Source organism: Mycobacterium cookii (genome assembly GCF_010727945.1).
In the GTDB taxonomy this organism is placed as follows: domain Bacteria; phylum Actinomycetota; class Actinomycetes; order Mycobacteriales; family Mycobacteriaceae; genus Mycobacterium; species Mycobacterium cookii.
The window spans coordinates 2,982,593-3,006,293 of sequence record NZ_AP022569.1 but is presented as its reverse complement, the minus strand read 5'-3'; the positions used below and the strand labels follow the sequence as shown (position 1 = coordinate 3,006,293).

Below are 23,701 nucleotides of genomic sequence, written 5' to 3'. Positions count from 1 at the left end.
AGAGCGAAACAGCGGCCGGCTTCTGAGCCGGCCGCTCTTCATTGGCCAGACGGCCCGATGGGCAGGCTCCTCAGCGGGCCGTTGCCCGGCCCGCATCGTCAACCGACCGGCCTGATGGGCAGGCTCCTCAGCGGGGCCGTTGCCGGCCCGCATCGTCAACCGACCGAAGTCATCTGGTCAGCAATCGCACGCAGCGCCTCCAGATCGGAGACGTCGAACGGCAGCGACGGCACCCCGACGATGGCGACGTGCGGATTGGCCCCGGTGAAGCGGGACAGCAGCCGAATCTCCCGCTTGGACGTCGACGCGCGATCGGCGTGGATCTCCAGGATGGCTCTCGTCAGGTCCTTGCCGTGATTGGCTTCCGACCCGTTCTCGAGACTCTTGGCGCCGTCGATGGACCGCTCGAACGGCAACGAGCACAGCATCGGGTGGGTGCGATTGAGGATCAGCCCGGCCAGCGGCATTTGCTCCTCGGACAGCCGATCGACGAAGAACGACGCCTCGCGAAGCGCATCCGGCTCGGCCGCCGACACGACGACGAACTGCGTGCCGCGCCGCTTGAGCAACGCATAGGTGCGGTCGGCCTTCTCCCGGAAACCGCCGAAGGTGGCGTCCAGTGACTGCACGAAACTCGCTGCGTCGGAGAGCATTTGCGAACCAAGCACCGTCGACAGCGCCTTCATCGCCAAGCCGACCGCGCCGGTGACCAGCCGTCCGATGCCGCGGCCGGGTCCCAGCAGCAGTTTCCACAACCGGCTGTCCATGAAGCTGCCCAGCCGTTTCGGCGCGTCGAGGAAGTCCAGCGCGTTACGTGACGGCGGGGTGTCGACCACCACCAGATCCCAGCGGTCTTCGGCGAGCAGCTGGCCGAGCTTTTCCATCGCCATGTATTCCTGCGTGCCGGCCAGCGAGGTGGCAACCGTTTGATAGAACTGGTTGTCCAGAATCGCCTGTGCGCGATCGCCTCCCGAATACTGGATCACCATCTCGTCGAAGGTGCGACGCATGTCGAGCATCATCGCGTAGAGCTCGCCGGGGACCTCGGGGGCCAGCGGCACCCGTTGCGGCGAGTTGCCCAGATCGTCGATGCCCAACGCCTGCGCGAGTCGCTTGGCGGGGTCGATCGTCAGCACAACAACGGTCCGGCCGTATTCCGCCGCGCGCAGCGCCATCGCCGCAGCGGTGGTGGTCTTACCGACTCCACCGGCGCCGCAGCACACCACCACGCGGTTGGAGGGGTCGCCGAGGATCCCGGCGATATCCAGGGTTTGCGGGGTCGCGCTCATCGAACCCCCTGCTGTGCAAGCGATTCCGACAACTCGTAGAGGCTGCCGAGGTCCACGCCGTCGGAAATGGTCGGCAGCTGCAGCCGCGGAACTTTGAGCTCGTCGAGTTGTTCGGCGGTCGCCGCCCGGGCACTGATCCGGGTGGCGTGCTGGATGGTCTCGGTGAGCAAGCCCGCGAAGTCCTCGTCGCTCAACGTGATTCCGGCGGCGGTCAACCCCGCCCGCACCGCGTCGGCGTCGACGTCGCCCTCGGCGGCCTTCGCGAGATCATCGGGCTGCAGGTAGGCCTCGATGTTGCGGTTGACGATCACGCTGCCGATCGGCAAGCCGAGCTCCTTCAACTCGTCGATGGCTTCCATCGTCTCCTGCATCGGCAACGCCTCCAGCAGCGTGACCAGGTGAATGGCCGTCTGGTCGGAGTGCAGGATCTTGACCACGCCTTCGGCCTGCGAGTACACCGGGCCGCCTTTGGCCAGGTCGGACACCGCGCGGGTGACGTCCAGGAAGCGGGCGATCCGGCCGGTCGGCGGCGCGTCGACGACGATCGCGTCGTACACCGGGTCCTTCGCGCCCTTGTCGACGCGGATCACGGATTCCTTGATCTTGCCGGTGAGCAGCACATCGCGCAGGCCCGGTGCGATCGTCGTCGCGAACTCGATCGCCCCGACCCTGCGCATCGCCTTACCCGCGATGCCGAGGTTGTAGAACATGTCGAGGTATTCCAGGAACGCCGCCTCGATGTCGATCGCCAGCGCGTTGACCTGACCGCCGCCCTCGGCACTGGCGATCTTGAGCTCCTTGTAGGGCAGCGGCGGCACGTCGAAGAGTTGCGCAATCCCTTGACGCCCTTCGACTTCCACCAGCAGGACTTTGCGCCCACCGGATGCCAGCGTCAGGGCGAGTGCGGCGGCAACCGTCGACTTGCCGGTACCGCCCTTGCCGGTGACGAAATGCAGACGAGCCTTTGACAATCGCGATGGCCAGCTGACGTTGCTGCCCACGCTCGATGTGGTCCCCACCCCTGCATGCTAGCTAGTTAGCCCGATCGGCCTGCCGATAAGCTCGGGATATGAGCCAACCCACAACCTGGGAGTACGCAACAGTCCCGCTGTTGACCCACGCCACCAAGCAGATCCTCGACCAATGGGGCGCCGACGGTTGGGAGCTGGTTTCCGTCCTTCCCGGCCCCACCGGCGAGCAGCACGTCGCCTATCTGAAACGCCCGAAGTGACCGCTTCGGCCAGGCTGAAAGAGCTCGGCATTGAGCTGCCGGTCGTGGTGCAGCCGTTGGGCTCCTACGTCCCGGTGGTCCGCAGCGGCAACCTGATCTACACCTCCGGCCAGCTACCGATGCGGGACGGCAAGTTGGTGCAGTCGGGCAAGGTCGGTGTCGAGGTCGCGCCCGAGCGCGGCAAGGAACTCGCCCGGATCTGCGCGCTCAACGCCTTGGCGGCCGTCGACTCGCTGGTGGGTATCGACTCGGTGACCAAGGTGGTCAAGGTGGTCGGATTCGTCGCGTCCGCAGCCGGATTCAACGGCCAGCCGGGCGTGGTCAACGGGGCATCGGATCTGCTCGCCGAGGTGTTCGGCGACGCCGGCGTGCATGCCCGCTCGGCGGTCGGCGTCGCGGAACTGCCGCTGGATGCGCCGGTCGAGGTCGAGCTGGTGGTCGAGGTCGGTTAGCGGCCGTGACGGGCACCGACGTGACACATCCCGCTTACGGCGTGCTGCGCCCGGTCACCGACACCGCCTCAGTGCTGCTGGCCAACAACCCGGGCAAGATGACGCTGGACGGCACCAACACCTGGGTGTTGCGGGCCCCCGGCAGCGACGAAGTCGTCGTCGTCGATCCGGGACCCGATGACGACGAGCACATCGCCGCCGTCGCCGGTGTCGGCCGTATCGCGTTGGTGTTGATCAGCCACCGGCATGGCGACCACACCGACGCCATCGACAAGCTGGTCGAGGCGACCGGTGCGCCGGTGCGCTCGGCGGGCAGCGGGTTTCTTCGCGGCTTGTCCGGCGAACTCGTCGACGGCGAGGTGATCGACGCCGCTGGCCTGCGGATCACGGTGTGGGCCACCCCCGGTCACACCGCTGATTCGTTGTCCTTCGTTCTCGACGACGCGGTGCTGACCGCGGACACCGTGCTGGGCCGCGGAACGACCGTCATCGACAACGAAGACGGCAGCCTGGCCCACTATCTGGATTCACTGCAACGACTGCGCGGGCTGGGCCGGCGAACGGTGCTGCCCGGCCACGGCCCGGAGCTGGCCGACATCGAAGCGGTCGCGCAGGGATACCTGGAACACCGCGAACAGCGGCTCGACCAGGTCCGCTCGGCATTACGCACACTCGGCGAGGACGCCAGCACGCGTGAGGTCGTCGAGCGCGTCTACGTCGACGTGGACGAAGAGCTGTGGGATGTCGCCGAATGGTCGGTGCGGGCCCAGCTGGACTACCTGCGGCGCTGACTCCGCAGCGAGATCGACGCCAGCGCGAGAAAGATCGAGAGACCGTCTCGCTAGCGTCGATCTCGACGCAAACGACTAACGCGCCCGCCTGGCCAGGCGTTCGGAGTCCGAGATCAGCACGCTCTTGCCCTCCAAGCGAATCCAGCCGCGGTGGGCGAAGTCGGCCAGCGCCTTGTTCACGGTTTCGCGGGAGGCGCCGACGAGCTGGGCGATCTCTTCTTGGGTCAGGTCGTGGGTCACCCGCATCGCGCCGCCCTCCTGGGTGCCGAACCGCTGCGCGAGTTGCAGCAGCTGCTTGGCGACCCGGCCGGGCACGTCGGTGAAGATCAGGTCGGCGAGGTTGTTGTTGGTGCGGCGCAGTCGGCGGGCCAGGACCCGCAGCAATTGCTCAGCGATCTCGGGACGATCGGCGATCCAGGCCCGCAGCGCGTCGCGGTCCATCGATACCGCCCGCACCTCGGTAATGGTGGTGGCGCTGGATGTCCGCGGTCCGGGGTCGAAGATCGACAACTCACCGAACATGTCGGACGGGCCCATGATGGTCAGCAGGTTTTCCCTGCCGTCCGGCGAACGGCGGCCGATCTTCACCTTGCCGGAGATGATGATGTAAAGCCGATCGCCCGGCTCACCCTCCGCGAAAACCGTGTGCCCGCGCGGGAAGTCGACGGGCTGCAGTTGCTTGGTCAGCGCAGCGACGGCGCTCGGCTCGACCCCCTGGAAGATTCCGGCCCTCGCCAGGATCTCGTCCACGTTGCCCCTTTAGTTATCCCAATGACTCCGGCTCGGCCGGTTGTCCGGCCGTCCCCGCTAGCGGGGGACCTCCTACTTACTCACCACCCGCGGGCGGGTGACCAGTCTCGAAGAGCCTGGCGAGATGAGTCTAGGAGGTCAGCCATCAACTCGACGAGCCAACGCTACACACGATTGGCATGCTGACGCGGCGCAAATTGCCGATTCGCCCGCGAATGCCTATGCGGCTGTCGGGGGCTGTCTGGGTGTTTTGGCGGCGCAATAACAGCGGTGGCCCGAAATTCATCCGTGGCCCACTCCGCGTCGCTGGGCAAATACCGCGACTCGTCGGCGATGCGACGGTGCAGGCGGTCGAGCGCGTCGGGCATTCCGTTGCGGGCCAGCGTGCGCATATCGGTCGGCTCGGCCTGCTCGAGAAATTCCTCGACATCACTTGCGGTCAGAGTGTCGTTTTCCAAGCCCGATTCCAGCCGCTGAAGCCCGAAAGTTGCGAGCATCAGCAACCCCGGGATGAATGCAACAAGCAACCAAGACACAAGGAGCAAGTAAACACGGCTAAGGTCTCAGCGGGATCACGAATCAGTACTCTGTCGGGGTGACAATGGGCAAACCTTCCCGCGCTGCCGCCAAGGCCGTCGGCGGGGACGGCGGCGCTGCGGCCCGGCGTTGGGCCTCGGAGACTCCGCTGGGTCTGGTGCGCCGCGCTCGCCGCATGAATCGCAAACTGGCAGAAGCGTTTCCGCATGTCTACTGCGAGTTGGATTTCACCTCACCGCTGGAGTTGGCGGTGGCCACGATCTTGTCGGCGCAAAGCACCGACAAACGGGTAAATCTCACCACCCCGGCCCTTTTCGCCCGTTACCACTCAGCCGTGGACTATGCGCGGGCCGACCGCGAAGAACTCGAAACGCTTATTCGCCCGACCGGTTTCTATCGCAATAAAGCGTCCTCATTGATCGGCCTCGGTCAGGCATTGGTCGAGCGTTTCGACGGCGAAGTGCCGCGCACCATGGACGAACTCGTCACGCTGCCCGGCGTGGGCCGCAAGACCGCCAACGTCATTCTGGGCAATGCGTTCGACATCCCGGGAATCACCGTCGACACCCACTTCGGCCGGCTGGTTCGGCGCTGGCGTTGGACGGCCGAGGAGGACCCCGTCAAGGTCGAGCACGCCGTCGGCGAACTCATCGAGCGCAGCGAATGGACCTTGCTCAGCCACCGGGTGATCTTCCACGGCCGCAGGGTGTGCCACGCCCGCAAACCGGCGTGCGGGGTGTGCGTGTTGGCCAAGGACTGCCCGTCGTTCGGGACCGGCCCTACTGAGCCATTGATCGCCGCGGCGTTGGTGCAGGGCCCGGAAACCGAACACCTTCTGGCGATGGCCGGCTTGTAGTTTGACCGCCTCAACCGCCCGAACCACCCGCTGGACCGTCGCGGTCCTGGCGGTCGTTGCGGCTCTGATCGCCGCACTGCTGGTTCAGCTGAGGCACGCGTCGGATTCGTCGACCGCCCCGCAGACCGGTGCGGCTCGTGAGCACCGCGACGCCGACACCCCCGCGGCACTGTCCGGGCCTCGGCGACGTGCCGACTTGGCCGCGTGCCCGCGACCCGGCGGGCTGCCCGGCTCGGCGGCGTTGCGCGGCGTGACTGCCGAATGTGCTGCGGACGGCTCGCATGTCGACGTCGGGCCGGCCTTGGCCGGGCACCGCGTCGTCCTCAACCTCTGGGCGTATTGGTGCGGGCCCTGCGCGACCGAACTTCCTGCGATGGCGGAGTATCAACGACGGGTCGGCCCCGAGGTGATGGTGGTGACGGTGCACCAGGACGAGAACGAGACGGCCGCGTTGTTGCGGTTGGCCGAACTCGGGGTCCGGCTGCCGACCCTGCAGGACGGCGGGCGCCGGATCGCGGCGGCGCTGGGAGTGCCGAACGTGATGCCCGCGACCGTCGTGCTCGACTCGGACGGTAGCGTTGCCAGGACGCTGCCACGCGCCTTCGCCAGCGCCGACGAGATCTCGGCCGCGGTCGGAGTTCAGCCACGATGACACTCGGTGGGGGTGTGCGACGCGCAGTGGCCCGGGGGCGGTGGGATGGACAAAGGAGGCGCCGGTGAATGGCGGCGGCACTCCCCAACAGCTCGGCGAGACGATGTTGACGCCTGAGCACGCCCCGCCCTGGTTGTCGCCTCTGGTCGACAACGTCGCCGAGATGCCCGAGGCGTTCCGCAAGCGCCTGCCCCCCGACGTCCTGGCGATGGTGACCGCTGCCGAGGCGACGGCGACCGCCCGCAACAACGGGCGCGACGCGGCGGTGCTGATCCTGTTTTCCGGTCCGTCGTCCGACACCCTTCCCGAGGACGCCGATCTATTGGTGATCGTGCGGGCGGCGACGTTGCGTCATCACGCCGGCCAAGCCGCTTTCCCGGGTGGCGCATCCGATCCCGGCGACGACGGTCCGGTGGCCACGGCGCTGCGCGAGGCGCGCGAAGAGACCGGCATCGACACCGCCAGACTGCATCCGCTGGTCACGATGGATCGAACGTTCATCGCGCCGTCGGGTTTTCACGTCGTCCCGGTGCTGGCGTACTCGCCGGATCCCGGGCCGGTGGCCGTCATGGATCAGGCTGAGACAGCAGTGGTGGCGCGGGTGCCGGTCCGGGCCTTCATCAATCCCGCGAACCGGCTGATGGTGTACCGCCGCACCCTCAGCCGCCGCTTCGCCGGACCCGCGTTCCTGTTGAACGAGATGCTGGTGTGGGGTTTCACCGGGCAGGTGATTTCGGCGATGCTGGATGTCGCCGGGTGGGCAGAGCCCTGGGACACCAGTGATCTACGCGAACTGGACGAAGCGATGGCCATGGTCGACGACAAGGATGACGCTTGATGACCAGCTCACAATGGTTAGACATCGCCGTGTTGGCGGTCGCGTTCATCGCGGCGATATCGGGATGGCGGTCGGGCGCGCTCGGCTCGCTGCTGTCGTTCGTCGGCGTCCTGCTGGGCGCGATCGCCGGCGTGCTGCTGGCCCCTCACCTCGTCGCGCACGTCACCGCGCCCCGGGCCAAGCTGTTCGCCGCGCTGTTCCTGATCCTGGCGCTGGTCGTGGTCGGCGAGGTCGCCGGCGTGGTGCTCGGTCGCGCGGTGCGCGGTGCGATCCACAGCAACTCGGTCCGTTTCTTCGACTCGCTGATCGGGGTGGCGGTGCAACTGGTGGTCGTCCTGGTGGCGGCGTGGCTGCTGGCGACCCCGCTGACGTCGTCGGCAGGTCAGCCGAGTTTGGCTGCCGCAGTGCGTGGTTCGCGGGTGCTCGCCCAAGTCAACGACTATGCGCCGGAGTGGCTGAAGACGGTGCCCAAGCGGTTGTCGGCGCTGCTGGACACCTCGGGCCTGCCGCAGGTGTTGGAGCCGTTCAGTCGCACACCGGTGGTCGCGGTCGCGGCGCCCGACTCGGCACTGGCCAACAACCCGGTGGTCGCCAACACCGAACCGAGCGTGGTGAAGATCCGTGCCATCGCGCCCAGCTGCCAGAAAGTGTTGGAGGGCAGCGGATTTGTCTTGTCACCGGACCGGGTGATGACCAACGCGCACGTGGTGGCCGGGGCGAACAGCGTCACTGTGGAAGCCAGCGGTAACCCCTACGATGCGACGGTGGTGTCCTATGACCCGACCACCGATGTCGCGATCCTCTCGGTGCCGCATCTGCCCGCGGGGCCACTGGCTTTCGCCAACGCGCCGGTGACGTCGGGCACCGAAGCGATCGTGATGGGCTACCCGGGTGGCGGTGGCTTCATGGCTACCCCGGCCAGAATCCGCGAGCTCATCGAACTCAACGGGCCTGACATCTACCGGAATGCGACCATCAACCGCGAGGTCTACACGGTCAGAGCCAATGTGGAACAAGGCAATTCAGGTGGACCGCTGATCGACCTCAGCGGCCAGGTGATCGGTGTGGTCTTCGGTGCGGCCGTCGACGACAACGACACCGGCTTCGTGCTGACCGCCAAAGAGGTGGCCGCGCAGCTGGCGCACATCGGCGACACAGCAGCGGTGTCCACCGGGGCATGTGTCAGCTGAGCGGAGTCCGGTACACCCGGTCGAGGAATCGCGACAAGTGACCGTTGACCTCGTCGGGCTTCTCTTCGTGGCTGAAATGCCCTGCCCCCGATACTGATACGTAGCGGCCGTGCGGTGCGTAACGCTGCGTTCGTTCGACCGGGTCGGCCAGCACGTAGGGATCGGCGTCGCCGTGGACGTGCAACATCGGAATGCCGAATGGCCGGCTCATGGTGCGCATGAAGCGTCTGCCCTCTTCGCGTAGCTGACTGCGCATCGCCCATCGCTGATACTCCAGCGCGCAGTGCGCCGCCGACCGAATTTGGATCGCCTGTCGCAAGTGGCCAGCCGTCTCGGAAAAGTCTTCGGAAGCAACCCATTTGGCGCTGGATCGGCTGCGCACAAGACGTTCGATCTCGTCGCCGTTGTGCCGGGTCAAGATGCGTTCCGGCCAGATCGGCACCTGGTAGCGCAGCAGCGACGGAAGCAGCGCGCGGCGTTGGTCGCGGCGGGTCAGCACCGACCTGCGCAACGCGGCCGGATGCGGCGAGCTGACCACTGCGATGGCCCGCACCAGGCGCGAGTGCAGCACCGAGGTGGCCCAGCAGACCAGCCCGCCGTCGGCGTGGCCGACCAGTGTCGCCGACGTGTGCCCCAGCGCCCGGATCAGCCCGGCGGTGTCACCGGCCAGCGTCCAGCCGTCATACCCGCGAGGCGGTTTGTCGCTGCCGCCGTAGCCGCGCAGATCCACCGCGACCACCCGCGCGCCGGTCAAACCGCGGAGTTGGTGACGCCACGACCACCAGAACGAGCCGAAGCCGTGCAGCATGATCACCAGCGGCTGCGCGGTCGACGGGGTGGACGCGCCCTGCGTCGCTTCGACGACGTGGAACCGAATGCCGTTGGCGTGCACATCCAGATGCCGCCACGGCCCGTCGATACGGGTCACCGACGGATCTGGTGGCCCCATTCACCAACCCGAGGGATCGTTAGGCGTCGCGCCCGGCGAGGCGTGCAGCGCCGGAGCCGAGGGTTTGTCGTGGCCGGGCGTGAACGCCGACCGGGTCTCCTTGACCGATTCGATGGTCTGCTGCGGCCCGCGGATACGGCGGACCTTCAGGTAGCCGAACAGGGCCAGCGCCGCGGTGACCACCACCATGATCCCGAACACGATCAGGAATGCCGCCCAGCGCCACAGCCAGTTGTCGAGCAGTTCGGCCAGGAAAAAGAAGAAGAAAAACGTCGAGTAGAACAGGACCACCATGGCCGCGATGAAGAAGACGCTGCCGGTCAGGCCCTTCTTGACGTCACGGGTGATCTCCGCGCGAGCCAGCTCGACCTCCGCGCGCACCAGCGTCGACATCTGCGACGTGGCCTCCTTGACCAGAGCGCCGATCGAGGGCTCGCCGGACAGTGCGTGTGGGTCGGTCAACGGGATCGTGGTCAGCGTGCGAGGAACCCCGTCCTGACGGTCGGCGCTCTTGCGCTCGTGCTTGCTCACAGACGTCCTCCCGGGCGGATCTTGATTGTCCGGTTCATGTTGCCATGCAGTCCGATGCCAGACGAGGCCAACTCGACACCGACGACCTCGTTTGAGGATCGGCCCCATTGGGCGCTGGTCAGGCTAGACTGGCGCCGCCATTTTGGTGTGTGACCATCTGCCGACGGGGGTATCGCGTTGCCGACCTTGAACCGCTGGCTCCGGTGCGTCTCGGCGGCCATGGTCACGGTGGTTTCGGCGGGCCTGTCCGCTGCGCCCGCGAGCGCCGACGACCGGGTCCCGCTCGGCGGCGGCTCCGGCATCGTCGTCAACGGCGACTCCCTGTGCACGCTGACCACCATCGGCACCGACCCCAAAGGCGAGTTGATCGGCTTCACCTCGGCGCACTGCGGCGGCCCGGGGGCCCAGGTGGCGGCCGAGGCGGCCAAAGAGCGCGGGGTCCTGGGCACCATGGTGTCGGGCAACGACGGCCTCGACTACGCCGTCATCCAATTCGATCGGGCCAAGGTGGCGCCCGTCGCCAATGTCGCCGGCTTCGTGATCACCGGCATCGGGCCCGATCCGGCGTTCGGTCAGGTCGCCTGCAAACAGGGCCGCACCACCGGCAACTCGTGCGGCGTCACGTGGGGTCCGGGTCAGGACCCGGGCACCATCCTGATGCAGGTGTGCGGGCAGCCGGGGGACTCGGGCGGCCCGGTCACCGTCGACAATCGGCTGGTGGGGATGATCCACGGCGCGTTCAGCGAGAACCTGCCGATCTGCGTCACCAAGTACATCCCGCTGCACACGCCGGCGGTGGTGCAGTCGTTCAACGCGATCCTGGCCGACTTGCAGAGCAAAGGCCGCATGGGCGCCGGGTTCGTGCCCGTACCCGCCTGACTACTTGGCTTCTACTGATTGCCAAGTTCCTCCTCATCGCGCTCCGCGCTCTGCATCGTCACTTGGCGGGTACTGATTGCCAAGTTCCTCCTCATCGCGCTCCGCGCTCTGCATCGTCACTTGGCGGGTACTGATTGCCAAGTTCCTCCTCATCGCGCTCCGCGCTCTGCATCGTCACTTGGCGGCCCGGATCGCGTCGAAAACGCCCGGGTCGAGCAGCGTCGAGGTGTCGCCGAGCTCGCGCTTCTCGACGATGTCGCGCAGCAGACGGCGCATGATCTTGCCGCTGCGGGTTTTGGGCAGCTCGGGCACCACGTGCAGTTCCCGCGGCCTGGCGATCGGTGAGATCTCCTTGGCCACCTCGGCGCGCAACTCGTCGATGATCTCTGCGCCCGCGGTGTCGGCGTGGTCGGCCGTCAGCACGACGAACGCGCAGATCGCCTGCCCGGTGGTGTCGTCGGTGGCGCCCACCACCGCAGCCTCGGCCACCCCGGCATGCCCGACAAGCGCCGACTCCACCTCCGCCGTGGAGATGCGGTGCCCCGACACGTTCATCACGTCGTCGATGCGACCCATCACCCAGATGGCGCCGTCGGAGTCGTAGCGCGCGCTGTCGCCGGCGAAGTAGTAGCCGTGCTCGGCGTACCTCGACCAGTAGGTCTCACGGAAGCGGTCCGGATCGCCCCAGATGCCGCGCAGCATCGACGGCCAGGGCTGATCCAGCACGAGGTATCCGGCGGCGTGCTCGCCCTCGTCGGTGGACGGGGGAGCGAGTTCGTCGCCGTGGTCGTCGACGACCTTCGCCGAGATACCTGGCAGCGCCGCCATCGCCGAACCGGGTTTGGTCGCAGCGACACCGGGCAGCGGGGAGATCATCGCGGCGCCGGTTTCGGTCTGCCACCAGGTGTCCACGATCGGGGCGCTGTCGCCGCCGATGACCGTGCGGTACCACCGCCAGGCTTCGGGGTTGATCGGCTCGCCGACCGTGCCCAGCAATCGCAGGCTCGACAGGTCGTGCGCGTCCGGGAACTCACGGCCCCACTTCATGAACGTCCGGACCATCGTCGGCGCCGTGTAATAGATTGTCGCGCCGTACTTTTCGATGATCTGGAAATGACGGTGCTGGCTGGGTGTGTCCGGGGTGCCCTCGAAGAAGATCTCCGTCACGCCGTTGGACAGCGGACCGTAGACGCCGTACGTGTGCCCGGTGACCCAGCCGATGTCGGCGGTGCACCAGAACACGTCGGTCTCTGGCTTGATGTCGAAGATGTTGTGGTGGGTGTACGAGGCCTGGGTGAGGTAACCGCCGCTGGTGTGCACGATGCCCTTGGGCTTACCGGTGGTGCCCGAGGTGTACAGCAGGAACAGCGGATGCTCGGCGTCGAACGCCTCGGGGTCGTGCTCGGGCGACGCCGAATCGACGACGTCGTGCCACCAGACGTCTCGGCCCTGTTTCCAGTCGACCTCGATGCCGGTGCGGCGGACCACCAGGACGTGCTCGACGGTATCGGCGCTGGCGACCGCGTCGTCGACCGCGTTCTTCAGCGGTGCCGGCTTGCCGCGCCGGAACTGCCCGTCGGCGGTGATCACCAGCTTGGCTTCGGCGTCGTCGATCCGCGCGCGCAACGCATTGGCGGTGTAGCCGGCGAACACCACGCTGTGCATCAGCCCCAGCCGTGCGCAGGCCAGCATCGCGACGATGGCTTCCGGGATCATCGGCAGATAGATCGCGACGCGATCACCGGCGACCAACCCCAGACCGGTCAGCGCGTTGGCGGCTTTACCTACCTCGTCCTGCAGGTCGCGGTAGGTGAGGCTGCGGGAATCGCCGATCTGCTCGCCCTCCCAGTAGATCGCCACGCGATCGCCGTTGCCGGCTTCGACGTGACGGTCCACGCAGTTGTAGGCGACGTTGAGTTTGCCGTCGGCGAACCATTTGGCGAATGGTGCCTCAGACCAGTCCAGTACCTGGGAGAACGGGGTCGCCCAGGACAGTCGGTTGGCCTGCTCGGCCCAGAACGCCAACCGGTCTTGCTCGGCGTCTCGGTATAACCCTTCGGCGGCATTGGCTTGCGCAGTGAATTCTGCGGACGGCGGATAAGACAACGGCGCGTGCGTCTCGGTCACGCGCAAGAGCGTAACCAGGCTGGGTTAATTTTTCGGGTTGCTGTAGGCAATACAGTCGCGACGGGATTAGGTGATCGTGTTGGTGACCGGAGGAGGACGGCTTGCAGCGGTTGCGCATCGCGGCGGTGGCTGTGGCTCTGCTCGCCGTGGCACCGCTGGTCGGCTGCGGAGCTGGCGACGTTCGCACCGACGTGGTGATCGTCAACGCCGGTGAGCCGCAGAACCCGCTGATCCCGACGAACACCAACGATTCCAACGGCGGCCGGATCGTCGACCGACTGTTCGCCGGTCTGATGTCCTACGACGCCAACGGCTCGCCGTCGCCCGAGGTCGCCGAGTCGATCGAGACTGCCGACGACGTCAACTACCGGATCACGCTGAAATCCGGCTGGACGTTCAGTGACGGCTCACCGGTGACCGCACACTCGTTCGTCGATGCGTGGAATTTCGGCGCGCTGTCCACCAATGCGCAACTCCAGCAGAGCTTTTTCAGCCCGATCGCCGGCTTCGACGAGGTGGCGGCCGCCAAGCCGACAACGACGACGATGTCCGGGCTGCAGGTGGTCAACGAGCGGGAATTCACCGTGCGGCTCAAGGGTCCGACCATCGATTTCAAGCTGCGGCTTGGCTTTTCGCCGTTCTACCCGCTGCCGGAGTCCGCGTACATGGACATGGCAAGGTTCGGCCAGCACCCGGTCGGCAACGGCCCGTACCAGCTCGCCGATGAGCGCCGCATACCTGCCTGGCAGCACAACGTGAAACTCGACCTGGTGACCAATCCCGGCTACCACGGCAACCGGACGTCGCAGAACAAGGGTCTGCGATTCGTTTTCTACGCCAACCTGGACACCGCCTACGCCGACCTGCTGTCGAGCAATCTCGATGTGCTGGACACGATTCCGCCCAGTGTGCTCACCGTCTACCGCAGAGACCTCGGCGATCGTGCCGTCTCCGCGCCCGCCGCCGTGAACCTGACACTGGATACGCCGATGCGCTTGCCGCACTTCGGCGGCGAGGAGGGCCGACTGCGCCGGTTGGCGTTGTCCGCTGCGATCAACCGGTCCCAGATCTGCCAGAAGATCTTCTCCGGCGCACGCGCACCGGCCCGCGATTTCACCGCCAGCTCGTTGCCCGGGTACGACCCCGACATCGACGGCAACAGCGCGCTGAACTTCGACCCGGACCGCGCGCGGCGACTGTGGGCGCAGGCCGACGCCATCTCGAAATGGACTGGCCGCTACGCGATTGCCTACAACACCGACGGGTCGCATCAGGAATGGGTCGACGCGGTGGCGAACAGCATCAAGAACACTCTCGGCGTCGACGCCTTGGGTGCGCCTCAGCCGACCTTCGCCGGCTTCCGGACCCAGATCACCACCCACACGATCAGCACCGCGTTCCGCGCCGGGTGGCAGGGCGACTTCCCGTCGATGCTCGAATTCTTGGAGCCGCTGTTCGCCACCGGGGCGAGCGCCAACGACGTCGGCTACTCCAATCCTCGGTTCGACGCCGCGATCGGGGAGGCCGAAGCTGCGGCTGACCTGCCGCAATCGTATGCGCTGGCAAACGGGGCCCAGCGAATCTTGTTGGCGGACATGCCTGTTGTCCCGCTGTGGTACACCGTAGCGGTGGCCGGTCACTCGCCGGCGGTCGGCCAGGTCAGGCTGACCTGGAACGGACTGCCCGACTACGAACACATCGTGAAGGCCTGACATGGGGTGGTACATCGCCCGTCGCGTCGCGGCCATGCTTCCGGTGTTCCTAGGGGCGACGCTGCTGATCTACGGCATGGTCTTCCTGTTGCCCGGCGACCCGATCGCGGCGTTGGGCGGCGATCGTCCACTGAGCCCGGCGGTGGCCGCGCAGCTGCGCGCGCAGTATCACCTGAATGACCCGTTCTGGCTGCAGTACCTGCACTACCTCGGCGGCATCGTGCACGGCGACCTCGGTCATGCCTACTCCGGGCTTCCCGTCAGTACCGTTCTGGCTCAGGCATTTCCGGTCACATTCCGGTTGGCGTTGATCGCGCTGGCGGTAGAGGCGTTGTTCGGCGTCGGATTCGGGGTGATCGCCGGATTGCGCCAGGGCGGCGTTTTCGACGGCGCCGTGCTGATCGTCAGCCTGATCATCATCGCGGTCCCGATCTTCGTGTTGGGCTTCCTTGCGCAGTTCGTGTTCGGGGTGCGTCTTGGCCTGGCGGCGGTCACCGTGGGTGATCAGCCGACATTCTCCCGGCTGTTGTTGCCCGGAATCGTTTTGGGCGCAGTGTCGTTCGCCTACGTGGTGCGGCTGACCCGCTCCGCGGTGGCCGACAATGCGCACGCCGACTATGTGCGGACCGCCATCGCCAAGGGTCTGTCGCGGCCCCGGGTGGTGACGGTGCATATCCTGCGCAACTCGCTGATCCCGGTCGTGACATTCTTGGGCGCGGATCTCGGCGCACTGATGGGCGGAGCGATCGTCACCGAAGGGATCTTCAATATCCACGGCGTCGGTGGCGTGCTCTATCAAGCCGTCACGCGACAGGAAGCACCGACCGTGGTGTCGATCGTGACGGTGCTCGTCGTCGTCTACCTGGTCACGAATCTGGCCGTGGATCTGCTGTACGCCGCCCTGGATCCGAGGATTCGTTATGGCTGAAGTGCTTGCCGGAGGCGGATTCTGGCGAGGGTTGCGCCGCCGTCCGCAGTTCGTCATCGCCGCGGTGCTGATCGGTTTCGTCGTGGTCGTCGCCGCGTTTCCGGCGTTGTTCACCACCGCCGACCCCGGCTACGCCGATCCGAACCAGAGCCTGCTGGCGCCGTCGGCTGCCCATTGGTTCGGGACCGATCTGCAAGGCCATGACATCTATGCCCGCACCGTCTACGGCGCCCGCGCCTCGGTCACCGTCGGCCTGGGCGCCACGCTGGTGGTGTTCGTCGTCGGCGGCGCACTCGGTGCGCTGGCCGGCTTCTACGGCGGCTGGCTCGATGCGGTGGTGTCCCGCATCGCCGACGTGTTCTTCGCAATACCCCTGCTGCTGGCCGCGATCGTGCTGATGCAGGTGATGCACCACCGCACGGTGTGGACGGTCATCGCGATCCTGTCGCTGTTCGGCTGGCCCCAGGTGGCCCGGATCGCGAGGGGCGCCGTCCTGACGGTACGCGACAGCGACTATGTGCTGGCTGCGAAAGCTCTGGGGATGAGCAGGTTTGGGACGCTGGTCCGACATGTGGTGCCCAACGCCGTCGGACCGGTGATCGCGGTGTCCACCATCGCGCTCGGATTGTTCATCGTCACCGAGGCCACCCTGTCCTACCTCGGGGTCGGGCTGCCGCCGTCGGTGGTGTCGTGGGGCGGAGACATCAACGTCGACCAGATCCGGTTGCGCGCAGGCTCACCGATCCTGTTCTATCCCGCGGGCGCGCTGGCGATCACGGTGCTGGCGTTCATGATCATGGGTGACGTCTTGCGCGATGCGCTGGACCCGACATCGCGGCGCCGATGAACTCGACCGACTTGCCGCTGCTCAGCGTCACCGGCCTCGACGTTCGCTTCGGTGACGACGCCCCGGCGGTCCGGCAGGTCGACGTCGCTGTGCGCGCCGGCCAAACGGTGGCGATCGTCGGCGAATCGGGCTCGGGGAAGTCGACCACGGCCGCGGCGATCCTGGGGCTGCTGCCACCCGGAGGGCGAATCACCGCGGGTCGCATCATGTTCGACGGCATCGACCTGACCACCGCCGACCGTCGTCGGCTGCGCTCGGTCCGCGGGTCGGGTATCGGCTACGTCCCGCAGGACCCGATGACCAACCTCAACCCCGTGTGGCGGGTGGGCTTCCAGGTGCGAGAGGCGTTGCGCGCCAACAATGTCGACCGTCGGGCGGTGCAGCTGCTGGCCGACGCGGAGATGCCCGATCCGGAGTTGCGGGCCATGCAGTACCCCCACCAGTTGTCGGGCGGGATGTGCCAGCGCGCACTGATCGCGATCGGGCTGGCCGGCCGGCCCCAGCTGCTGATCGCCGATGAGCCGACGTCGGCGCTGGACGTTACCGTGCAGCGCCAGGTGCTCGATCACCTTCAGCGGCTCACCGGCGATCTGGGAACCGCGGTGCTGTTGATCACCCACGATCTTGCGCTTGCTGCCGAACGGGCCGAGCAGCTGATCGTCATGCATCAAGGCTCAGTCGTGGAAACCGGTGCCGCACAACTCGTTTTGCGTGATCCACAGCATCCTTACACGCAACGGCTAGTGGCAGCGGCGCCGTCGATGCGAGACATCACCACCGCTACCCGTGCGCGGAGACGGATCAGGCGTGCGGCGGGTGTGCGCGCCGGACGTGACTTGGCGCAGGACGTGATCGTGGTGTCCGACTTGACCAAGGTCTACCGTCCCTCGCGGGGTGCGCCGTGGCGCAAAGTGGACGTGCGTGCCGTCGACAAGGTGTCGTTTCGGCTGCGCCGGGCAACCACGCTGGCCATTGCGGGTGAATCCGGTTCAGGGAAGTCCACATTGGCTCGAATGATTCTCGGTCTGCTCCAACCCACTTCGGGCACGGTCGTTTTCGATGGGAAAGAGGTCTCCGATAGCGCGGGCCGCGACGAGGCGTTGGCATTTCGCCGACGGATCCAGCCGGTGTTCCAGAATCCCTACGGCAGCTTGGATCCCACGTACTCGGTGTTTCGCACAATCGAGGAGCCGCTGCGGATTCACCGGGTCGGCGATCGTCGTAAGCGTCGGAAGTCGGTGCACGAACTCGCAGACCAGGTCGCGCTGCCGTCGTCGTTGCTCGCCCGCCGCCCGCGAGAACTCTCCGGGGGTCAACGCCAGCGAGTCGCGATCGCCCGGGCGCTGGCGCTGCGACCCGAGGTCGTGGTCTGTGACGAGGCCGTGTCGGCGCTCGACGTCGTCGTGCAGGCGCAGATCCTGGATCTACTCGCCGAGCTGCAGGCCGAACTCGGTCTGACGTATCTGTTCATCAGCCACGACCTCGCGGTGATCCGGCAGATCGCCGATGAGGTGCTGGTGATGCATGCGGGGCGGGTCGTCGAGCGTGGTGCGACCAAAGACGTGTTCACTCGCCCGAGTCACGACTACACCCGGCAGCTACTGGCCGCGATCCCGGGCACCGGCGCTGGCTACTCTGGCAGCCGATGACTGACCCGCTGGCTCCGCTGATGGAGCTCCCCGGCGTCGCCGCCGCCAGCGACCAGGCCCGCGAGGCGCTGGGGCGTGCGCATCGGCACCGCTCCAACCTGCGGCGTTGGCCGGTGACCGCCGCTGAGGCGGCTCTGCGGTCGGCGCGCGCCTCGGCGGTGCTCGACGGCGGCGGGCGGAAGCTCGACGATCAGATCGACGTCTCGGCGATCGGCGACCCGGTCTTCGCCGGAGCGCTGCGCGTGGCGCAGGCGCTGGAGGGCGGCGAGACCAACCTGGTGGGGGTGTGGCAGCGCGCGCCGCTGCAGGCATTGGCGCGACTGCACATGCTGGCCGCCGCCGACCGGGTCGACGAAAGCAGACTGGGCAGGCCGCGCACGGACGCCGACGTCGGGCCGCGATTGGAGCTGCTCGCCGGAATCGTGACCGGCGGGACCGCAGCGCCTGCCCCGATCATCGCCGCGGTCGCGCACGGGGAGTTGTTGACCCTCGCCCCGTTCGGCACCGCGGACGGTGTCGTCGCGCGCGCGGTATCGCGGTTGGTGACCATCGCGACCGGGCTCGACCCGCACGGACTGGGTGTGCCGGAGGTGGCCTGGATGCGTCGCGCCGCCGACTACCGCGAGGCCGCGCGCGGTTTCGCCGACGGGACACCCGCCGGCATCGCCAAATGGTTGGTGTTGTCCTGCCGGGCGCTGCGGACCGGCGCGCAGGAAGCGTTGACGATCGCCGACTCCCTCACGCAATAGGTTTTGCCGGGAGCCCGCGCGCTGGCGGCTCGGATCTTGGTCCAGACGCATAAAAGCGGGCGGCTACCGAAAGCTTTCGGATCGCCGCCCGCTAGCACGGATCTCGGTTACCAAGCGTGCATCTGTGGGTCGCGTGGGATGGCCTCGGCGATCTTGCGACGCTTCCGGTTGCAGCCCCACCCAAAGGGCCGTCGATTCCGTCCGCTCTTCGCAATTACGCAGGCCCGCAACACTTCTGCCATTATCGCGGCTATGACTCCGCGTGGGTGCCGGGAACCGTGCTCGGTCGTCCAGCTTGGGAGGTCGACCCTTCTCTTCCGGATCGATCTTGGCCGTACCGGACTTCCGTGAGTCCTTTGTACTACGTGACCCGCGTCACATCAAGGGTCAATTGTCGTCAAATCGCCGAAGTGTTGCCGACCCGTGATGTCGAAAGTTTGCTGAGGACTACAGCGCGAGCCGGCGCAGCAACGAATACGTCAACGCCCCGGCGGCCAGCGCGCTGATGCCGACCGCGGCGGTCGTGGCGAGTGCGGCACCCGAGGGCGCCGGGATGCGGTCCCGCAATGAAACCGGTCGGGAGAACGCCAGCACCGGCCATCCTCGGGAAGCCGCTTCCCTGCGCAGGGCGCGGTCCGGGTTGACCACGCTCGGGTGGCCGACGACTTCGAGCATCGGCATGTCGGTGATCGAGTCGGAGTAGGCGTAGCAATGTTCAAGGGGGTAGCCCTCGCGGGCGGCGAGCTCGCGGATCGCCTGGACCTTGCCTTCGCCGTAGCAGTAGAAGCCGATCTCGCCGGTGTACTTCCCGTCCTCGACGACCATGCGGGTCGCCATCGCGTGGGTGGCTCCCAACGCTCGTGCGATGGGAGCCACCAATTCCTCGCCAGATGCCGACACCACCACGACATCACGGCCGCACAGCTTGTGGCTGGCGATCAAGTCGGCGGCCTCGGCAAACACCAGCGGCGTGACGATGTCGTGCAGTGTCTCGTTGACGATCGACTTGATCTGCTCGACGTCCCAGCCGGTGCACATGTTCGTCAGGTGGACTCGCATCCGGTCCATCTGGTCGTGGTCGGCGCCCGACAACAGGAAAAGGAACTGCGCGTAGCTGGACTTCAAGACGGCTCGGCGGTTGATCAGTCCCTGCGCGAAAAACGGTTTGCTGAACGCCAGCGTGCTGGATTTGGCGATGATTGTCTTGTCGAGATCGAAAAAAGCTGCCGTGCGTGGACTGGGACCGGAGGGCGTCGATGGGGTTTGCTGGTCAGCGGCCGAGTCGTTGACGGTCACCGCTCCAGCATAGGGCGGGCCTTCGGCAAATCGCGATGCTGTCAATAAAAGCGCCGGTCAAAGGTGGTCCGGTTGTTCGTGGTGCCAACGAGACCGATGGTTCAGCTACTTAAAAGTGAAGCTAACTTATCCCCGGCAACTCTTGCGTCGCGTCACACTCTCATGTGTATAGTAAGAATCACTCGGCTTAGCCGAGGGTGTATCAGCCCGACCCCCCGGGGCTGAAACACGACGACCCTCGCCTCCTCCCCCCCTGGCGGGGGTCGTCCCTTTTGTCGGGTTTCATTCTTAGCCGGGCCATCTGTCCACAGCGCGGATCCTGTCCACAAATTTCGTGAGTGTGAGTGGCGGCGCCTGCTGCCGTGGCGGCACGGTGGGCAGATGACGACCACCAGCGCCCGCGGGATTCTGGCCGTGCTCGGCGATCCCGCGCTGCGCGACGATCTGGATCGCGTCGCGGCAGCCGTCGGCGTGCGAGTTGTCCACGCCAGCAACGTATTACCAGCCAGTAGAAAAGCATGGTCGGCGGCTGCCGCAATCGTGCTCGACGAGGCCGCCGCCGTCGAGTGCGGGCAGTCCGGGATGCCCCGCCGCGCGCACGTGATCGTGGTGTGCGGCGACGAACCCGAACCGGTGACCTGGGCGGCGGCCATCGAGGTGGGCGCCACGCAGGTGCTGAGAATGCCTGCCCAAGAACGGGACCTGGTCCGCGAGCTGGCAGACGCAAGTGAGTCGGTGCGCGACGGCGGCAGTCGCAGTGCGGTCGTTGCCGTTATCGGCGGGCGCGGCGGCGCGGGTGCGTCCTTGTTCGCGGTCGCAATGGCAAGCGTCGCCGCCAATGCGATGCTGCTCGATCTCGATCCCTGGGGCGGTGGGATCGATTTGTTGCTCGGCGCCGAGACGACTCCCGGTGTGCGCTGGCCAGATCTGACGCTGCAGGGCGGTCGGTTGAATTGGTCGGCGGTGCGCGAAGCGTTGCCGCGACATCGCGGTGTCACCGTCTTATCGGGCACCCGGCAAGATTGCGAATACGACGGCCATGCGGTGCACAGCGTCGTCGACGCAGGTCGGCGGGGTGGGGTGACCGTGGTGTGCGATTTGCCTCGGCGGCTGACGGGGTCGACCGAAATCGCCTTGGAAGCAGCCGATCTCGTCGTCGTGGTGTGCCCGTGCGATGTGCGGTCCTGCGCTGCGACCGCGACGATCGCCCCGGTGCTTGCCGCCGTCAACCCCAACCTGGGACTGGTTGTGCGAGGGCCGTCGCCGGGTGGCTTGCGGGCCGACGAGGTGGCTGCGATCGCCGGTGTGCCGCTGCTGGCGTCGATGAGGCCCCACCCGCGACTGGCCGAGCAGATCGAGGTCGGCGGCCTGCGGTTGCCGCGGCGGTCGGCGCTGGCGAAGGCGGCTCGTCGAGTGCTGGCTGTGCTGCCGGCGCATCCGGCGGTCCGACCCGAAGGCATTGCGGCATGACCGATTCGCTTATCGACCGGGTGCGGGAGCGGTTGGCGTCGGAATCCGCCCCGCTGCGGCCCAAAGTGGTGGCCGATGCGATCAGAGCCGAATCCGGCGGGGTGCTCGGCGACACCGAACTGCTGAGCAATCTGCGGATACTGCAGACCGAGCTCACCGGAGCGGGAATCCTCGAGCCGCTGTTGTGCGCGGACGGGACGACGGACGTCCTGGTCACTGCGCCCGACGCGGTGTGGGTTGACGATGGAACCGGACTGCGGCGCAGCCGCATCGAGTTCGCCGACGAAGCCGCCGTCCGGCGCTTGGCACAACGACTGGCCCTCAGCGCCGGTCGTCGTCTCGATGACGCGCAACCATGGGTCGACGGCCAGCTGACCGGCTTGGGTGTCGGCGGCTTCGCGGTCCGACTGCACGCCGTCCTGCCGCCGGTCGCCATGGGCGGCACCTGCCTGTCGCTGCGGGTATTGCGGCCGGCGACCCAGGATCTGTCCGCGCTGATCGCCGCCGGCGCCATTGCGCCGACGGCTGCGGGACTGATCGACGAGATCATCACCGCCAGGCTGGCTTTCCTGGTGTCGGGGGGCACCGGCGCCGGCAAGACCACGCTGCTGTCGGCGATGCTGAACGCGGTGTCGCCCGACGAGCGGATCATCTGCGTCGAGGATGCCGCCGAGTTGGCGCCCCCACATCCGCACTTGGTCAAGTTGGTCGCGCGCTGCGCGAACGTCGAAGGGGTCGGCGAAGTGACTGTGCGACAACTGGTTCGGCAAGCTTTGCGGATGCGGCCGGATCGCATCGTCGTCGGCGAGGTTCGTGGCGCCGAGGTGGTCGACCTGCTTGCGGCGCTCAACACCGGCCATGACGGCGGTGCGGGGACCGTGCACGCCAACAATCCCGGCGAGGTTCCGGCGCGTCTTGAGGCGCTGGGTGCTTTGGGTGGTCTCGATCGTGATGCGCTGCATAGCCAATTGGCCGCAGCGGTCCAAGTGCTGCTGCATGTCGCCCGCGACCGGAGCGGACGACGGCGTCTTAGTGAGATCGCCATGCTTCGCCAGAGCGCAGGGCGGGTGCGGGCGGCGACCGTGTGGCACGCCGACCGCGGGCCGACCGACGAGCTCGCCGAACTGCGCAGGCTGCTGCAGGACCGGACCCGGCCATGACTGGAGCGGTGGCCGCCGCGATGACGCTGTCGGCAGCGGTGCTGATGGCTCCGGCGACACCGCACCGCCGCCTTGCTCGTGGCGACCGGCGTTCACGCCGAATGTCACCACAGGCTGCGATTGGATTAGCGCTGTGCGCCGTGCCGCTCGGCGCTGTGTTGCTGCCACTGCCAACGATTCTCGCGGTCGTGTTGCTCGGCGTGACGGTTTCAGTTCGCTATCACAAGCGCCGGCGCGGAACTCGGGCGGTCGACGAGAGCCGCGAGCTGGAGACCGCGATCGAGGTGTTGGTGGGCGAATTGCGCGTCGGTGCGCATCCGGCGCAGGCCTTCGCGGTTGCCGCGGACGAGGCACACGGAGCAGTCGCGGAATCATGCAGAGCGGTGGCTGCGCGGGCACGATTGGGGGCCGACGTCGGCGCGGGCTTGCGCGGCGCGGCTGAGGGCTCGGCGCTGCCGGCGCAATGGGATCGGCTCGCGGTGTGCTGGCAACTGGCTGCCGACCACGGCCTGGCGATGTCGACGTTGATGCGCGCGGCGCAGCGCGATATCGCTGAGCGACAACGTTTCTGCGGCCAGGTGCGGTCTGCGATGGCCGGTGCCCGTGCGACCGCCGCGATTCTGGCCAGTCTGCCGGTGCTGTCGGTGTTGTTGGGCGAGCTGATCGGCGCCCACCCGGCGGCGTTTCTGCTGGGCGGCCGCGCAGGTGGCTGGCTGTTGGTCATCGGGACGGCGCTGGTCTGCAGCGGGCTGCTGTGGTCGGACCGGATCACCGATCGGGCGGCCCAGTGATCTGCGCCGGTGACGACGCAGGGCGTG

The 23,701-nt window shown here is 67.2% G+C and carries 23 protein-coding genes and 1 pseudogene; 16 read left to right on the top strand and 8 right to left on the bottom strand.

Going from position 1 to position 23,701, the window contains the following annotated elements; all coding sequences use genetic code 11:
* Nucleotides 1-127 precede the first annotated feature (127 nt).
* A pseudogene (locus tag G6N27_RS14270) lies at nt 128-1,289 on the bottom strand (ArsA family ATPase).
* On the bottom strand, nt 1,286-2,308 hold the full coding sequence (locus G6N27_RS14265) for an ArsA family ATPase (protein WP_163776917.1): 1,023 nt from the start codon (nt 2,306-2,308) through the stop codon (nt 1,286-1,288). The pseudogene G6N27_RS14270 and the gene G6N27_RS14265 overlap by 4 nt, the downstream one beginning before the upstream one ends.
* Nucleotides 2,309-2,358: 50 nt before the next feature.
* On the opposite strand from G6N27_RS14265, the gene G6N27_RS14260 reads away from it, so the two are divergent.
* Genes G6N27_RS14260 through G6N27_RS14250 form a run of 3 tightly spaced genes read left to right on the top strand, consistent with a single transcriptional unit; the run spans nt 2,359 to nt 3,763 of the window.
* The gene (locus G6N27_RS14260; RefSeq protein WP_156751501.1) at nt 2,359-2,520 is read left to right on the top strand and encodes a DUF4177 domain-containing protein; all 162 of its coding nucleotides are present in this window, start codon (nt 2,359-2,361) and stop codon (nt 2,518-2,520) included.
* A complete protein-coding gene (locus tag G6N27_RS14255; RefSeq protein WP_163776916.1) occupies nt 2,517-2,972 on the top strand; it encodes a RidA family protein in 456 nt (151 codons plus the stop codon). Before G6N27_RS14260 ends, G6N27_RS14255 begins: the two co-directional genes overlap by 4 nt.
* Nucleotides 2,973-2,977: 5 nt before the next feature.
* Entirely contained in the window at nt 2,978-3,763 is a 786-nt protein-coding gene (locus G6N27_RS14250; RefSeq protein WP_163776915.1) for an MBL fold metallo-hydrolase, read from the top strand.
* A 75-nt stretch (nt 3,764-3,838) separates the two neighbouring features.
* On the opposite strand, the gene crp is transcribed toward G6N27_RS14250, so the two are convergent.
* Nucleotides 3,839-4,513 (bottom strand): cAMP-activated global transcriptional regulator CRP, encoded by a 675-nt coding sequence (crp, locus tag G6N27_RS14245; protein ID WP_023368605.1) that lies wholly within the window; start codon nt 4,511-4,513, stop codon nt 3,839-3,841.
* Nucleotides 4,514-4,677: 164 nt separating this feature from the next.
* On the bottom strand, nt 4,678-5,010 hold the full coding sequence (locus G6N27_RS14240) for a hypothetical protein (protein WP_232064581.1): 333 nt from the start codon (nt 5,008-5,010) through the stop codon (nt 4,678-4,680).
* A gap of 215 nt (nt 5,011-5,225) precedes the next feature.
* Between G6N27_RS14240 and nth the strand changes: the two genes are divergently transcribed.
* From nth to marP, 4 genes are all read left to right on the top strand, one after another.
* Nucleotides 5,226-5,906: an endonuclease III gene (gene nth / locus G6N27_RS14235; protein WP_163781796.1), complete on the top strand. Its 681-nt coding sequence runs from the start codon at nt 5,226-5,228 to the stop codon at nt 5,904-5,906.
* Nucleotide 5,907: 1 nt separating this feature from the next.
* Complete coding sequence (locus G6N27_RS14230; protein ID WP_163776913.1) at nt 5,908-6,558, top strand: TlpA family protein disulfide reductase; 651 nt, start codon at nt 5,908-5,910, stop codon at nt 6,556-6,558.
* 64 nt (nt 6,559-6,622) lie between these two features.
* Nucleotides 6,623-7,396 carry an NUDIX hydrolase gene (locus tag G6N27_RS14225; protein ID WP_372513013.1) on the top strand — a complete coding sequence of 258 codons (774 nt, stop codon included), beginning with the start codon at nt 6,623-6,625 and terminating at the stop codon, nt 7,394-7,396.
* A complete protein-coding gene (gene marP / locus G6N27_RS14220; protein WP_163776912.1) occupies nt 7,396-8,586 on the top strand; it encodes an acid resistance serine protease MarP in 1,191 nt (396 codons plus the stop codon). Before G6N27_RS14225 ends, marP begins: the two co-directional genes overlap by 1 nt.
* On the opposite strand, the gene G6N27_RS14215 is transcribed toward marP, so the two are convergent.
* The gene (locus G6N27_RS14215; protein WP_163776911.1) at nt 8,579-9,535 is read right to left on the bottom strand and encodes an alpha/beta fold hydrolase; all 957 of its coding nucleotides are present in this window, start codon (nt 9,533-9,535) and stop codon (nt 8,579-8,581) included. The two genes, marP and G6N27_RS14215, sit on opposite strands and share 8 nt — an antisense overlap.
* A complete protein-coding gene (locus G6N27_RS14210; RefSeq protein ID WP_232064580.1) occupies nt 9,536-10,066 on the bottom strand; it encodes a phage holin family protein in 531 nt (176 codons plus the stop codon).
* Nucleotides 10,067-10,285: 219 nt separating this feature from the next.
* Between G6N27_RS14210 and G6N27_RS14205 the strand changes: the two genes are divergently transcribed.
* The gene (locus tag G6N27_RS14205) at nt 10,286-10,945 is read left to right on the top strand and encodes a S1 family peptidase (protein WP_163781793.1); all 660 of its coding nucleotides are present in this window, start codon (nt 10,286-10,288) and stop codon (nt 10,943-10,945) included.
* A gap of 174 nt (nt 10,946-11,119) precedes the next feature.
* Here G6N27_RS14205 and acs read toward each other — a convergent pair whose 3' ends face one another.
* The gene (acs, locus tag G6N27_RS14200; RefSeq protein ID WP_163776909.1) at nt 11,120-13,078 is read right to left on the bottom strand and encodes an acetate--CoA ligase; all 1,959 of its coding nucleotides are present in this window, start codon (nt 13,076-13,078) and stop codon (nt 11,120-11,122) included.
* Nucleotides 13,079-13,173: 95 nt separating this feature from the next.
* On the opposite strand from acs, the gene G6N27_RS14195 reads away from it, so the two are divergent.
* Genes G6N27_RS14195 through G6N27_RS14175 form a run of 5 tightly spaced genes read left to right on the top strand, consistent with a single transcriptional unit; the run spans nt 13,174 to nt 18,957 of the window.
* The gene (locus G6N27_RS14195) at nt 13,174-14,784 is read left to right on the top strand and encodes a peptide ABC transporter substrate-binding protein (protein ID WP_179963289.1); all 1,611 of its coding nucleotides are present in this window, start codon (nt 13,174-13,176) and stop codon (nt 14,782-14,784) included.
* Between the two features lies 1 nt (nt 14,785).
* Nucleotides 14,786-15,712, top strand: a complete 927-nt coding sequence (locus tag G6N27_RS14190; RefSeq protein ID WP_163776908.1) for an ABC transporter permease — start codon at nt 14,786-14,788, stop codon at nt 15,710-15,712.
* A complete protein-coding gene (locus G6N27_RS14185) occupies nt 15,705-16,559 on the top strand; it encodes an ABC transporter permease (protein WP_163776907.1) in 855 nt (284 codons plus the stop codon). The genes G6N27_RS14190 and G6N27_RS14185 overlap by 8 nt, the downstream gene beginning before the upstream one ends.
* Nucleotides 16,556-18,208 (top strand): dipeptide ABC transporter ATP-binding protein, encoded by a 1,653-nt coding sequence (locus G6N27_RS14180; RefSeq protein ID WP_163776906.1) that lies wholly within the window; start codon nt 16,556-16,558, stop codon nt 18,206-18,208. Before G6N27_RS14185 ends, G6N27_RS14180 begins: the two co-directional genes overlap by 4 nt.
* Nucleotides 18,205-18,957 (top strand): oxidoreductase, encoded by a 753-nt coding sequence (locus tag G6N27_RS14175; protein ID WP_163776905.1) that lies wholly within the window; start codon nt 18,205-18,207, stop codon nt 18,955-18,957. Before G6N27_RS14180 ends, G6N27_RS14175 begins: the two co-directional genes overlap by 4 nt.
* A 447-nt stretch (nt 18,958-19,404) precedes the next feature.
* Here G6N27_RS14175 and G6N27_RS14170 read toward each other — a convergent pair whose 3' ends face one another.
* Nucleotides 19,405-20,253 (bottom strand): HAD-IB family hydrolase, encoded by an 849-nt coding sequence (locus G6N27_RS14170; protein ID WP_163776904.1) that lies wholly within the window; start codon nt 20,251-20,253, stop codon nt 19,405-19,407.
* A gap of 381 nt (nt 20,254-20,634) precedes the next feature.
* On the opposite strand from G6N27_RS14170, the gene ssd reads away from it, so the two are divergent.
* Genes ssd through G6N27_RS14155 form a run of 3 tightly spaced genes read left to right on the top strand, consistent with a single transcriptional unit; the run spans nt 20,635 to nt 23,674 of the window.
* Nucleotides 20,635-21,723, top strand: a complete 1,089-nt coding sequence (gene ssd / locus G6N27_RS14165) for a septum site-determining protein Ssd (protein ID WP_163776903.1) — start codon at nt 20,635-20,637, stop codon at nt 21,721-21,723.
* Nucleotides 21,720-22,883 carry a TadA family conjugal transfer-associated ATPase gene (locus G6N27_RS14160; protein WP_163776902.1) on the top strand — a complete coding sequence of 388 codons (1,164 nt, stop codon included), beginning with the start codon at nt 21,720-21,722 and terminating at the stop codon, nt 22,881-22,883. Before ssd ends, G6N27_RS14160 begins: the two co-directional genes overlap by 4 nt.
* Nucleotides 22,880-23,674 (top strand): type II secretion system F family protein, encoded by a 795-nt coding sequence (locus tag G6N27_RS14155; protein ID WP_163776901.1) that lies wholly within the window; start codon nt 22,880-22,882, stop codon nt 23,672-23,674. The genes G6N27_RS14160 and G6N27_RS14155 overlap by 4 nt, the downstream gene beginning before the upstream one ends.
* The last annotated feature ends 27 nt before the right edge of the window (nt 23,675-23,701 follow it).

Excerpts from the sequence above, each read along its gene's own strand:
- G6N27_RS14260 (WP_156751501.1), top strand. The coding sequence starts at position 2,359 with ATGAGCCAACCCACAACCTGGGAGTACGCAACAGTCCCGCTGTTGACC.
- G6N27_RS14240 (WP_232064581.1), bottom strand. The coding sequence starts at position 5,010 with ATGCTCGCAACTTTCGGGCTTCAGCGGCTGGAATCGGGCTTGGAAAAC.
- nth (WP_163781796.1), top strand. The coding sequence starts at position 5,226 with ATGAATCGCAAACTGGCAGAAGCGTTTCCGCATGTCTACTGCGAGTTG.
- marP (WP_163776912.1), top strand. The coding sequence starts at position 7,396 with ATGACCAGCTCACAATGGTTAGACATCGCCGTGTTGGCGGTCGCGTTC.
- G6N27_RS14215 (WP_163776911.1), bottom strand. The coding sequence starts at position 9,535 with ATGGGGCCACCAGATCCGTCGGTGACCCGTATCGACGGGCCGTGGCGG.
- G6N27_RS14205 (WP_163781793.1), top strand. The coding sequence starts at position 10,286 with ATGGTCACGGTGGTTTCGGCGGGCCTGTCCGCTGCGCCCGCGAGCGCC.
- G6N27_RS14190 (WP_163776908.1), top strand. The coding sequence starts at position 14,786 with ATGGGGTGGTACATCGCCCGTCGCGTCGCGGCCATGCTTCCGGTGTTC.
- G6N27_RS14185 (WP_163776907.1), top strand. The coding sequence starts at position 15,705 with ATGGCTGAAGTGCTTGCCGGAGGCGGATTCTGGCGAGGGTTGCGCCGC.
- G6N27_RS14180 (WP_163776906.1), top strand. The coding sequence starts at position 16,556 with ATGAACTCGACCGACTTGCCGCTGCTCAGCGTCACCGGCCTCGACGTT.
- G6N27_RS14175 (WP_163776905.1), top strand. The coding sequence starts at position 18,205 with ATGACTGACCCGCTGGCTCCGCTGATGGAGCTCCCCGGCGTCGCCGCC.
- ssd (WP_163776903.1), top strand. The coding sequence starts at position 20,635 with ATGACGACCACCAGCGCCCGCGGGATTCTGGCCGTGCTCGGCGATCCC.
- G6N27_RS14160 (WP_163776902.1), top strand. The coding sequence starts at position 21,720 with ATGACCGATTCGCTTATCGACCGGGTGCGGGAGCGGTTGGCGTCGGAA.
- G6N27_RS14155 (WP_163776901.1), top strand. The coding sequence starts at position 22,880 with ATGACTGGAGCGGTGGCCGCCGCGATGACGCTGTCGGCAGCGGTGCTG.